Origin of the sequence: Pseudoduganella buxea, from assembly GCF_009720835.1 — a bacterium.
Classification (GTDB): domain Bacteria; phylum Pseudomonadota; class Gammaproteobacteria; order Burkholderiales; family Burkholderiaceae_D; genus Rugamonas; species Rugamonas buxea.
On record NZ_WNKZ01000003.1, the window covers coordinates 1 to 12403 of the forward strand.

Consider the following 12403-nt stretch of genomic DNA (forward strand, 5'->3'; position numbering starts at 1 on the left):
GCCTTCGCATCGGCATCGGGCGCTGCCGCCCGCTCCGGTTCTTCGCGCGCACGCGCCGGCTCGGGCGGCACGACGGGCGCGGGCGCCGCGGAGCGCGACGGTGCGGAGGTCGCCGTTGCCGCCATAGCAGCCTTATCCGATTCGGCGGGCGCTGCCCGGGCGGGAACCCGTTTTTCGTTCGGTGGCGGCGTCGGCAGGTCCAACCTGTGCAAGCCCAGGCCCATGCTCTTCAACATGGCCGTCAGGCGCTCGAGCTCCGAGGCCTTCGACGCAGGCGCTGGACTCTCCGGTACCGCCGGTGCCTTGGGCGCCGTCTCCTGCATGACCACCTGTGGGCCGGCAGCCTCCGGCATGTGGATCGCGCCGATGGATGCAGTGCCCGACGCATCGTCGTCGGCATGCGCCGCGGGCGCGGCCGCGCCACGCGCCTGCACCGCCGCCTGCTCCAGCAGCAGCATCGATTGCTGCTCTGTCCAATCCCGCCAGAAAATCACGACCACGAGAACGATGCAGCTGCCAAGCAGGACGGCTGCAAGCTTGCCGTCACGGCCAGCCGCATACTTGCGCAGCAGGTGCAGCAAGCCACCGCTCTTGCCCGCCTCGAAGGAGCCGGGCGCGGTTCTCCCTCCCCGGGCGGCGGCGGCGTCAGTTGCCGCATCGGCAGACGCATAATCGTCATCGCCTGCCGGTTCGTGGAACGCGTGAGGATGGCTGCCGTGGATCCGCTGGCGGAGAACCTGCGCATCGTAACGCCTGCGTTGCTCCGCATCGGACAGCACGCTGTACGCGAAGTTCAGGCGTGACATCATCGATGCGGCATCCTGGTTGCCGATATTCTTGTCGGGATGGTGTTTTTGCGAGAGTGAACGATAGGCCGCGCGGATCACTTCGGCGGGCGCGTCGCGGGTGACTTTCAGGCACTCGTAAAGGCATTGACTATGCGTCATCGGATCTGACTGTTGCAATAGGTTTCGGGGTATACAGATACCAGCTGTTACCAGGCTGGGCAGCAAGCCGAAATACTATAATGAATTCATATTGCCAAAACGGAACTTAGCCGTTTGGTCGGCAAAAATGACTCAAAAACAACAAAATCGCGTCAGAATGGCGCCAAGTCGCCGAAGACCAGGCCGCTCCGGCATCGAAACGGCAGGCGGCGCGGTGGCGCCACCGCGGACTACAGGCGTGCCGTGCTGTTATGACTTCCGGCAACCGGCAGGTTCGCCTCGGGTACGACGGGCTCCCTGAGCGCCAGCTCGGTTTTCTTCTCGACGTCGCTGCCCTTGCGGTGCGACAGGTAATTGCGGATCGTGACCTGCAACGGCGCCACGACGCGTTCCTGGACGACGATACAGATGATGACCAGCAGAACAAGGTAGACCGGAAACACGGGCACGGACTGCTCGATGGTGCGGCTGAGCGCCGCGATGGCGCCGACATTCCATTCGGCGCTGGCCAGGACGGCGCAGCAATACCGTTCGCATACACGGAACAGGGAGAACAAGGGGCCGTGCAGCAGGAACAGCGGCAGCGACGCGGCGCCCAGGCGCTCGCCCCAATAGGTAAGCCAGCGATTGGAAGTCGGCGGAATGCAGACGCACAGCCAGATCAGCGCCAGGCTGGACGGGTAATACAGCCCGTTCTTGATCATGTGCAAATGGGCGCCTTCATGGCGCAGAACGACGGCAATGGCCACCGTTGCCACCATCACGGTGACGAGCGAGCCTACCTGCAGCGCGGAGCCGACATTCCGGCTGCGCGCGAAGAGCACGCACAGCACCATGCCGGCGACAAACAGGGGCAGCCGGATAATGGGATTCCTGTGCAACAGGCCATCCGTGAAAACGTCGGTGCGGTGCAGCGCGTCGGCGATGGCGCCAGGCAGCAGAAACACCACGCCAAGCAGCACGATGGCAGCTATGGGGGACTTCATCCGGTAAATGCCGGGCGCGATCACGGGAAACACGAGGTAATAGCAGGCCAGGGCCGAGAGCGACCAGGACGGATAATTGAACGACAGGTAATACGGATTCCACGCATTGAGCAGCAATGCATTCATTGCCAGGGCCAGCAGGAACTCGCCCTGATCCAGCATACGGGTTGCGGTGCCGCTGACGTCGATGGGAACACTCATGCCGCCACGGTTGTAGATGGCGTAGACGACCGGCACCAGCGACAACAGCAGCCCGGCAATATGCAGGGGATACAAGGTGGAAAAGCGCGCGATCAGGAAATTGCGCGTGTCGACGCGCTGACCGTTCTTCTTCACCACATAGGCATAGGTCAGCAGGAAGCCCGACAGTGCGAAAAACAGGCTGGTCGCCATATTGCCCAGGCCAAGGGCCGCTTCGTACCAGGTACCATCGATAGCCGGGTAATTCTTCAGGGTGTGGAAGAGGACGATGTAGATCGCCAGAATGAAGCGCAGCCAGTTCAGCGCCCAGAATCCCTTTTTCCTGGGGACAGCTTTCAGGTCCCCGGGATGGCCGACTCCGGACTCAATCTTTTCTATTTTCATGTCACGGCGTTCTGCTTGTTAGAGGGGTTCCCAACGGTGAACCTTTTTCTTTCGACGCACCGCAACAGGGCTGGCTCCCGGACCACCGATGCCTTGCCCGTACTCGCGACTTCCCTGAGGCGCAGACCAGGGGATGGCACACGCAATGCATATCAGCCTGCTCAGGGAATTTTGGCGCGCGACAACAGCCTGCACGCGGTGTCGGCGTTGGAAGTACGGTGCCAGTCCGGACCGGGACATCGCACGCGGCACCACGAAGCCAGGCACATCAGGGCAAATACTGCTCAGCGGTGCCAGCACCTACCCTGTCGAGTGCTGAAACTCTTGTAATTATAATACTAAAATTCACCAACCTGCAAGGGGCCTGGTCCTGCCCCGCCCGTTTTGTCTTGCCGTCCCCGCCAAGCGCAGCCCGCGGGCGACCGAACGTAACGACGGTAACGGCGGTGCGGCGCCGACGCTGCGCGTGTTCTACGAACATCATGGCGCGACTTTCCGCAACGCCAGCCTGGCGCCACGCGTGAGCCGCACCTGGCCGGCGGCGACACCCTGGCGTGGCAAGGCCTGGTCAACGTGACGGATGCGTCGAACCGGGGCAGCGCGGCCGAGACGACCTTGCTGGCCGCACCGAGCCGCCCGCCCTTGTCGCACTGGACATCGACCACCCGGCCCGATGCGCTGCGCAGCGACCTGGCCTGGATCCGCGCCGTGGCGACAAGCTGTTCGAAAGGACCGGCCGGCGTGCCACGCCGACGCTGGTGCGCAGCGCCCTGTCCAGCGCGCGCGACGACACCGCCGGCAGCTCCGGCGAGCTGCTGCTCCGCTGCTGCCGGGCTAGGCCTTTGCCGCCGGCTGGGACATGGGCCACACGCGAAGGCGTGGGACGCGACTGCGGCAAGACACCCTGCCTGTGGCAACGCTGGAGCAGGACTACACGGCCGGCGTCAGGCGCGCCGCAACGTTCGTGCCGGACCAGTGGGAATCCGCCCCGGCCTGCAGGCCTACCTGGGCCTGCGTTGGGAAGGCCTTCGCACGGCCACGCACGGGCGCACGCTGGCACGGACCACTACCCGTTCGGGCGTGCCCAGCCCCGTATTCCAGGCCTTGTGAAAGATACCGGAACGGGGCCAGTGGCGCCTGGCGCTGGCACGCACCTACAAGGCGCCGGCCACGCGCGACCTGGTGCCGCGCCTCTATACGGTCAACAACGAAAACGGCCCGGCCAATCCCGATCGAAGGCAATCCTGCCTTGCGGCCGGACCTGGCATGGGGCGTCGACGGCGGCCGGGAGGCCTACTTCGCCGGCATGGGTGTCGTCAGCCTTGGGGGCTACGCGCGCCGCATCGACGACGTTACCGTGAAAAGGCTGTACCGCGACGGCGCCGCCTGGGTATCGATGCCTTTCAATCAAGGCCGCGCCGCCGCGCGTGGCCTGGAGTTCGACGCGAAGCTGCCGCTCGCCAGCCTGCTGGCAGGCGCCCCGGCGCTGGACGTGCATGCCGACGCCAGCCGCCATTGGTCGCGCATCGCCGCCGTGCCGGGGCCCGGCAACCGCCTGGACGGACGGCTGCCGCTGGCAGCCAGCCTGGGCGCCGACTACCGCGGAGGCTCGGCCTGGAGCGGCGGCGTCAATTTCACCTACAGGCCGGCGCCGCCAGCCGCACCAGAGCCATGCTGGCCACCGGGGTTAGTCGGGTGCGCACGCTCGACCTGTATTTCGAATGAGGATGGCAGCCCCGCCGGCAAGCTGCGCGTCGCCGTGGCCAACCTGCTGCACCAGCCGACGCCCCCTTGCGCTCGTACACCGGCGACGACGGCAGCAATGTATGCACCTACGTGCGCAGCACCGTCACACCTGGCACGACGGCATTGCGGGTGCACCATGAGGTGCCGCTGGCACGACGCAAGTGGCCTAGTGAGACCCCACGCACCGCAGCTGCAAGCAAAAACCACCTTGGTTATCATGCGGGCATGACCGATACCGACCTGCACCCGCGCCCGCAGTGGCGCCGCGCCACCTGGATGAGCCTTGACGGCACGTGGGAATTCGCTTTCGACGATGACGATATCGGCCGCACCGAGGGCTGGCAGGATGGCCGCGCGCTGCCGCTGGCCATCGACGTGCCCTTTCCCTACCAGGCCGCCCGCTCGGGCCTGGGCACGCGGGACATCCACGAAATCGTCTGGTACAGCCGCGGCTTCACCGTGCCGCCCGGCTGGGCCGACGAGGACCTGTTGCTGCATTTCGGCGCAGTCGACTATGCAACCGAAGTGTGGATCAACGCCCGGCTGGCGGGCCGCAACCGGGGCGGCCATGTGCCGTTCTCGTTCAATATCGCGCCCTTCCTGCGTGAAGGCGAAAACCGCGTCACCCTGCGTGTCGAGGACCGCCAGGACCCGTGCCAGCCGCGCGGCAAGCAGTCCGCGTCCGGCGTCCCCGTGCGCATCTACTATTACTGCACCACCGGCATATGGCAGACCGTCTGGCTCGAACCCGTGCCGGCGATGCGGCTCGACGGATTGCGCCTCGCGCAGGCCGCGCCGGACGGCACCCTGGCGCTGGACGTGCACCTGCATGCGCCGGCCGGCAGCTGGACGGTCGAACTGGACGTGCTGGCCTCCCTTGACGAGGACGCGGCCGTCGTCGCGCGTGCCGCTACGGACGCCGCCCGCGCCAGCGCATCGCTGCAGCTGCAGCTGGCCGAGCCCCGCCCCTGGTCCCCCGAGCAGCCGCACCTGTACGGCCTGCGCCTGCGGCTGGTGCGCGACGGCGTGGTGCTCGACAGCGTCACGTCATATGCCGGCCTGCGCGACTTTTCCGCGCGCGACGCCCATTTCTACCTGAACGGACGGCGCACCTTCCTCCTCATGGTGCTGGACCAGGGCTACTGGCCCGATACGCTGCTGGCCGCGCCATCGGACGAGGCCCTGCGCGCCGACGTCGAGTGGATCAGGAAGATGGGCTTCAACGCCGTGCGCAAGCACCAGAAGATCGAGGCCGAGCGCTGGCTGTACTGGTGCGACCGGCTTGGCCTGCTGGTGTGGGAAGAGATGCCGAACGCGCGCAATTGGTCGCTGGCGGCGGAAGAGGCGCTGCTGGCCGAGTGGGAACGGGCCGTGGCACGGGACCTGAACCACCCGTCCATCGTGGCCTGGGTGCCGGTGGTGGAAAGCTTCGGCTTCCCGGCATTGCGGCGCCATCCGGGCCAGCAGGCCTTCCTGGAACGCCTCGCCATGCGCACGCGCCGCATCGACCCGAGCCGCGATATCGTTGACAACGACGGCTGGGAGCACACCAACCTGACCGACATCTGCTCGATCCACGACTACTCGCAGCCGGCGGAAAAGCTGGTGGCGCGCTACGCCGACATGCAGCGCACGGGCCAGCCGCCCGCCAAGGGCTGGTACAAGGACAAGCCCCTGTTCCTGCCCGGCGGCCAGTACCGGGGCCAGCCCGTCGTGCTGAGCGAAGTGGGCGGCTTCCTGATGCAGCCGGCCGGCCAGCAGCGCGACCGTCTGTTCGATTACTACGGCAATGCCGCCACCACGGAAGACCTGTGGCACCAGTACCGCGACCTGATGGCCGGCATCGCCAGCCTGACGGCGCTGGCCGGCATCTGCTACACCCAGCTTACCGACGTCGAGCACGAGCAGAACGGCCTGCTCACCTATGGGCGCGAGCCGAAATTCGACCCGGAGCGGCTGGCGGCGCTGCACCGCGAACTGTTCTTCTCCCGCCCGGACTGAAGAACCCCGCCGCCGGCAGGTTTATTTCCTTGTTGCATTTCTTCCAATACAACTGAACAGGAAGGAAATATTTCCAATCGTTTCATGTCTCCATGCCGTGACCTGCTACACTTGCTTGTTCACAGTAAATTTTTCTCTTCCATGGAGACCGTATGAGCTTGGCAATGACCGGCCACCTGGCCAAAATCCTCAATGAGAACCAAGAGGCTCTGCTGGAAGGCTGGCTGGGCGGGATGATGTCCCGCATGGTGCGCCGCGACAAGGCGGCCGAAGCCGATATCCGCCAGCAGGCTACCCGCTTCATCCCCCTGGTCGTCAAGGCCGTCGAAAAAGGCCAGACCTATGATTTCGACGCCCCGGCCTGGTCCGAGGTACGCCAGCAACTGAGCGAGATGTCGGCGGCACGAGTGCGCCAGGGCTTCTCGCCGACCGAAACGGCCACCTTCATCTTCTCGCTGAAAGAGCCGCTGTTCGCGCTGCTGCGCCAGACCCTGTCGGACGATCCTTCCGCGCTGGCGACGGAAGTGACGGACACGGGCGCCCTGTTCGACCGCATGGGTCTGTTCACCGTCGAGGAATACCAGCGCGGCCGCGAGCAGGTCATCATGCGCCAGCAGCAGGAGCTGCTGGAGCTGTCGACCCCCGTGGTGCAGCTGTGGAAGGACGTGCTGGCCCTGCCGCTGATCGGTACCCTCGACAGCGCGCGCACCCAGGTGGTGATGGAAAACCTGCTGCAGAAGATCATCGAGACGGGCGCATCGATCGCCATCATCGACATCACCGGTGTGCCCACCGTCGATACGCTGGTGGCGCAGCACTTGCTGAAAACCGTGGCGGCCGCGCGCCTGATGGGTGCGGACTGCATCATCAGCGGCATCCGCCCACAGATCGCGCAAACCATCGTGCACCTGGGCGTGAACCTGGAAGACGTCATCACCAAGGCCACCCTGGCCGATGCATTCCTGATCGCCCTGAAGCGCGTCGGCGCCACCGTCACGCGCGCCGAACAGGCCAACTGAGTCGGCCATGGAGCGTATTCCCATTCTGAAGATGGGTGACCTGCTGTTGGTCACCATCCAGGTCGACATGCATGACCGCCTGGCCATGACGTTGCAGGACGACCTGACCGGACGTATCGTCAAGGACCGCGCGCGCGGCGTGCTGATCGACATCTCGGCGCTCGACATCGTCGACTCCTTCATCGGCCGCATGATCAGCAACACGGCGGCGATGGCGCGCGTGCTCGATGCCCGCACGGTGCTGGTCGGCATGCAGCCAGCCGTGGCGATCACGCTGGTCGAGCTGGGCCTGACCTTGCATGGCGTGCGCACCGCGCTGAACGTGGAAAAAGGCATCGCCCTGCTCCAGCGGCTGGCGGACTAACCTCATCGAAAGGCGGCTTCCTTGAGCAATAACGACGTCGACGCGCTGGTGCTGCCGATCCGGTCCGACGAGGACGTGGTGCGGCTGCGCCAGGCCGTGCGTGAACTGATGATCGCTGCCGGCTTCAGCTTGATCGACCAGACCAAGATGATCACCGCCGCCAGCGAACTGGCGCGCAACACGCTGCGCTACGGCGGCGGCGGCGAGGCGCATATGCTGAAACTCTGGCAGGGCATGCGCCAGGGCGTGTCGCTGACCTTCATCGACCATGGCCCGGGTATCGAAGACATGGCCAAGGCCCTCACCGACGGCTACACCACCGGCGGCGGCATGGGCCTCGGCCTGTCCGGCGCCAAACGCCTGGCGGACGAATTCGATATCGTCTCCGCTCCTGGCGAAGGTACAACAGTAAAGATCAGCAAATGGAAACCATTCTAGCCGCGCAGGGCCGGCAGACCTGTCACCCGGTGGCGGACACGAGCCAGATCGGCGCCGCGCGCCGGGCCGCGGCCGACCTGTGCGTGCGCCTGGGCTTCGGCGAGACCGAGGCCGGCAAGGTGGCCATCGCCGTCAGCGAAGCCGCCACCAATATCCTGAAGCACGCGCAGCACGGCGAAATCCTGCTGCGCCCCCTGCACTCGGGGGCGGCACGGGGCATCGAAATCATCGCGCTGGACCGGGGCCCGGGCATCACCAGCCTGCCGGCCAGCATGGCCGACGGCACCTCCACGGCCGGGAGCTACGGTGTCGGCATGGGCGCGATGCGGCGCCTGGCCTGCGAATTCGATATCTACAGCGCGCCCGGCAAGGGCACGGCGGTGATGATGGCGCTGTGGCAGCGCAGCAGCGAAAGATTGCTCGATGCGCTGCTGCACGGCGCCGTGTGCCTGCCGATGCGCGGCGAGGATATCCCCGGCGACAGCTGGGCTTTGGCCGTGGACGCCACCGGCGCCACCGTGCTGGTGGCCGACGGCCTGGGTCATGGCCCGCTGGCGGCCGAGGCATCGGAGCTGGCCTGCGTCGTCACGATGGCCAAGCCGGAACAGACCGTCGCGGTGCTGCTGGAAGATGCCCACGCCGCCCTGCGCGCCACCCGCGGCGCCGCCGCGGCGGCCGTGCGCATCGACATGCTGCGCGATGAGCTGCGTTTCGCCGGCATCGGCAATATCAGCGCCCACCTGTTCGCCGGCGGCGAGCGGCGCCAGCTGGTGTCGCACAACGGCATCGTCGGCAGCAATATGCGCAAGGTGCAGGAATTTCCGTCCACGTGGGCGCGCGACGGCCTGCTGGTGCTGCATTCGGACGGCCTGACGGCGCGCTGGGACCTGAACGACTACTATGGCCTCGCGGCCTGTCATCCGGCCGTCGTTGCCGCCGTGCTGTACCGCGACTTCACGCGCGGCCGCGACGACGTCACGGTGCTGGTGCTGCGTGACCGGCGGGGCTGGATCCAATGAGCCTGCGCATCCTGAACCTGTCGGTCCAGCAGGAGCTGGACGTGGTGGCGTCGCGCCAGCGCGCGCGCCAGATCGCCCAGCTTTGCGGCTTCGGCAACCAGGACCAGGCCCGCATCGCCACCGCCGTCTCCGAACTGACGCGCAACGTCTACAGTTATGCCGGCTCGGGCCGCGTCGAGTTCTCGATCGAGGGCGAAACCGTGCCGCAGCTGCTGGTGATCCGGGTCGAGGACCAGGGCCCCGGCATCGCCGACCTGGACCTGGTGCTGTCGGGCCGCTACCAGTCGCGCACGGGCATGGGCATGGGCATCCTGGGCGCGCGCCGCCTGATGGACCAGTTCGACATTCAGTCCGGGCCCGGCGGCACCGGCGTCACGCTCAAGAAACTGCTGCCGCACGACGCCCCCTTGGTAACGAACGCCCTGATCGGCGCGATGGGCGCCCAGCTGGCCGCGCTGTCGCCGGACGTCACGGTGGCCGAAGTGCAGCAGCAGAACCGCGAGCTGCTGGCGACGCTGTCGGAACTGAAGGCGCGCCAGGACGAGCTGGTACAACTGACGCGCGAGCTGGAGGACACCAACCGCGGCGTCGTGGCCCTGTATGCGGAGCTGGACGAAAAGGCCGACCACCTGCGCCGCGCGGACGAGATGAAGACGCGCTTCCTGTCGAATATGAGCCATGAATTCCGCACGCCGCTCAGTTCCATCCGGGCCCTGACGCGGCTGCTGCTGGAGCGGGTCGACGGCGAGCTCAGTCACGAACAGGAAAAGCAGGTGCGCTTCATCATGAAGGGCGCCGAGTCGCTCAACGAACTGGTGGACGACCTGCTCGACCTGGCCAAGATCGAAGCCGGCAAGATCGACGTGCGCCCCGTCGCCTTCGACGTGGGCGAAATGTTCTCGGCCCTGCGCGGCATGCTGCGGCCCCTGCTGGTGAGCACCAAGGTCGAACTGCTGTTCGACGAACCGGAACAACCCATCGCGATGATGACGGACGAGGCCAAGCTGTCGCAGATCCTGCGCAACTTCATCTCGAACGCGCTGAAGTTCACCGAGGCGGGCCACGTGAAGGTGCGCGCCACCCTGCTGCCCAACGGCGACGCGGTACGCTTCGAGGTGGAGGACACGGGCATCGGCATCGCCCAGGAACACCACCAGATCGTGTTCGAGGAGTTCTCGCAGGTCGAGAACCGGCTGCAGCACAAGATCAAGGGTACGGGCCTGGGCCTGCCCCTGTGCCGGCGGCTGGCCGCGCTGCTGGGCGGTTCGGTGAACCTGCGCAGCACGCCGGGCGAAGGCTCGACCTTCTCCACCACGATTCCCGTCGCCTTCGACGCCATGCCGGACCCGCTGGCCTTCCGCGGCGCGCTGGCCGCGGGCGAGGCGGGCGGCATTCCCGTGCTGGTGGTGGAAGACGACCGCTCGACCATGCTGTTGTATCGCAGCTACTTCCGCAACACCCCGTACCGCGCCGTCAGCGCGCGCAGCATCTGGGAAGCGGACCAGGCCTGGGCCGTGCAGGAGCCGGCCGCCGTCGTGCTCGACCTGTACCTGCAGGGCGAGGACACGTGGCGCTGGCTGGCGCAAACCAAGAACGACGAACGGCGCAAGCATGTGCCCGTCATCATCGCCTCCGAGGTGGCCGACCGGCAGAAGGCCTTCTCCCTGGGGGCGGAAGCCTACCTGTCGAAACCGGTCGCACGGGAAGACCTGTTGGCACAATTGAACACCTTGTGTAAGGTACACTAGAGGAACCATGGTATCTGCGCCCCCTCCCCTGATCCTCAACGTCGACGACACCGACGCGGCACGCTATGCCAAGACGCGCATCCTGCAGCGGGCAGGCCTGCGCGTGATCGAAGCGGGCAGCGGCACCGAGGCGCTGGAAAAGGTGCAGAACGAGTCGCCCGACCTGGTGCTGCTCGACACCAAGCTGCCCGACATTAACGGCTTCGAGGTGTGCCGCCAGTTGAAGCAGGACCCGCACACATCCATGGTGCTGGTCCTGCAGACTTCCGCCTCCTACCTGGCATCTCCCGACAAGGTGCGCGCGCTCGACAGCGGCGCCGACAACTACCTGTTCGAGCCGATCGAACCGGAAGAGCTGGTGGCCAATGTGCGCGCGCTGCTGCGGCTGGGCCGCGTCGAGCGCGAACTGCGCGACATGGACCGCCGCAAGGACGAGTTCCTCGCCATCCTGGCGCACGAGCTGCGCAATCCCCTGGGACCCATCCGCAATGCCGTCGAGCTGCTGCGCAGCCTCGATCCCCATGCCTCGCCGGCCCAGGAAAACGCCCGCCGCGTCATCCTGCGCCAGACCGATCACATGGTGCGCCTGGTCGACGACCTGCTCGACGTGTCGCGCATCTCGCAGGGCAAGATCGCGCTGCGGCGCGCGCCCGTGGAGCTGTGCGCCCTGCTGCGCTCGACCGTCGAGACGGCCGAACCGAACATGGCCAGCCGCCAGCACCTGCTGACGGTGCAGCTGCCGGACCACGACATCTGGATCGACGGCGACAGCGTGCGCCTGGCCCAGGTGGTCGGCAACCTGCTGAACAACGCCGCCAAGTTCACCGCCCCGGGCGGGCGCATCGCGCTGACGGCCTGCCTGGAAGACCAGGATGCCGTCATCCGCGTGACGGACAACGGCATCGGCATCGATCCGGAACAGGCAGCATCGATCTTCGACCTGTTCGCCCAGGCCGGCCATTCGCCCGACCGGGTGCAGGACGGCCTGGGCATCGGCCTGTCGCTGGTGCGCACGCTGGTCAAGCTGCACGGCGGCGATGTGCAGGCCCACAGCGCGGGCGAAGGCAAGGGTGCCACCTTCGAGGTGCGCCTGCCGACCCAGGCCGGCACGCCGCAAGCCGACGCAACCGACTGCGGCACCGCCAAGCCGGCGGCCCGCCCCACCGATGCCTATCGCATCCTGGTGGTGGACGACAATGTCGACTCGGCCGAAATCGTCAGCGCCCTGCTGCAGTTCGCCGGCCACGAGGTCCACATGGCCAACGACGGCGCCAGCGCCATCGAGGCGGCCCTGCGCCTGCAGCCGGACGTCATCTTCCTCGACATCGGCCTGCCCGACATGAGCGGCGTCGAAGTGGCCGAAACCATGCGGCGCAATCCGCAACTGGCCAAGACCGTGCTGGTCGCCCTGACCGGCTACGGCCAGGACAAGGACCGCATGGGCGCCATGGCCGCCGGGTTCAACCACCACCTGACCAAGCCGGTCAACATGGAAACCTTGAACGACACGGTCCGCACTTTCATGCGGCCTTGATTTTAATTACAACCAA

At 66.5% G+C, this 12403-nt stretch carries 11 protein-coding genes; 9 read left to right on the forward strand and 2 right to left on the reverse strand.

All coding sequences use genetic code 11. The features are described 5' to 3' along the window. Window positions 1–947: J domain-containing protein (locus GM672_RS01730; RefSeq protein ID WP_155468811.1), on the reverse strand; the 947-nt coding region annotated here is incomplete at its 3' end. 230 nt (window positions 948–1177) lie between these two features. Beyond that, the gene (locus tag GM672_RS01735) at window positions 1178–2518 is read right to left on the reverse strand and encodes an acyltransferase family protein (RefSeq protein WP_155468812.1); all 1341 of its coding nucleotides are present in this window, start codon (window positions 2516–2518) and stop codon (window positions 1178–1180) included. Window positions 2519–3493: 975 nt separating this feature from the next. On the opposite strand from GM672_RS01735, the gene GM672_RS29915 reads away from it, so the two are divergent. The 9 genes from GM672_RS29915 to GM672_RS01775 all read left to right on the forward strand — a co-directional run bounded on the left by GM672_RS29915 (window position 3494) and on the right by GM672_RS01775 (window position 12387). Further along, a complete protein-coding gene (locus GM672_RS29915; protein WP_260098579.1) occupies window positions 3494–3628 on the forward strand; it encodes a hypothetical protein in 135 nt (44 codons plus the stop codon). A gap of 115 nt (window positions 3629–3743) precedes the next feature. Beyond that, the gene (locus tag GM672_RS01740; RefSeq protein ID WP_260098577.1) at window positions 3744–4493 is read left to right on the forward strand and encodes a TonB-dependent receptor domain-containing protein; all 750 of its coding nucleotides are present in this window, start codon (window positions 3744–3746) and stop codon (window positions 4491–4493) included. After that, the gene (locus GM672_RS01745; RefSeq protein WP_155468814.1) at window positions 4490–6265 is read left to right on the forward strand and encodes a glycoside hydrolase family 2 protein; all 1776 of its coding nucleotides are present in this window, start codon (window positions 4490–4492) and stop codon (window positions 6263–6265) included. Before GM672_RS01740 ends, GM672_RS01745 begins: the two co-directional genes overlap by 4 nt. Before the next feature lie 152 nt (window positions 6266–6417). Next, window positions 6418–7284 (forward strand): STAS domain-containing protein, encoded by an 867-nt coding sequence (locus GM672_RS01750; RefSeq protein ID WP_155468815.1) that lies wholly within the window; start codon window positions 6418–6420, stop codon window positions 7282–7284. 7 nt (window positions 7285–7291) lie between these two features. Next, window positions 7292–7648 carry an STAS domain-containing protein gene (locus tag GM672_RS01755; protein ID WP_155468816.1) on the forward strand — a complete coding sequence of 119 codons (357 nt, stop codon included), beginning with the start codon at window positions 7292–7294 and terminating at the stop codon, window positions 7646–7648. Between the two features lie 21 nt (window positions 7649–7669). Then, on the forward strand, window positions 7670–8086 hold the full coding sequence (locus GM672_RS01760; RefSeq protein WP_229417507.1) for an ATP-binding protein: 417 nt from the start codon (window positions 7670–7672) through the stop codon (window positions 8084–8086). Further along, window positions 8071–9105 (forward strand): ATP-binding SpoIIE family protein phosphatase, encoded by a 1035-nt coding sequence (locus GM672_RS01765; protein WP_155468817.1) that lies wholly within the window; start codon window positions 8071–8073, stop codon window positions 9103–9105. The genes GM672_RS01760 and GM672_RS01765 overlap by 16 nt, the downstream gene beginning before the upstream one ends. Beyond that, window positions 9102–10853: an ATP-binding protein gene (locus tag GM672_RS01770; RefSeq protein WP_155468818.1), complete on the forward strand. Its 1752-nt coding sequence runs from the start codon at window positions 9102–9104 to the stop codon at window positions 10851–10853. The genes GM672_RS01765 and GM672_RS01770 overlap by 4 nt, the downstream gene beginning before the upstream one ends. 7 nt (window positions 10854–10860) lie before the next feature. After that, window positions 10861–12387, forward strand: a complete 1527-nt coding sequence (locus tag GM672_RS01775) for a response regulator (protein ID WP_155468819.1) — start codon at window positions 10861–10863, stop codon at window positions 12385–12387. Window positions 12388–12403: the final 16 nt, after the last annotated feature.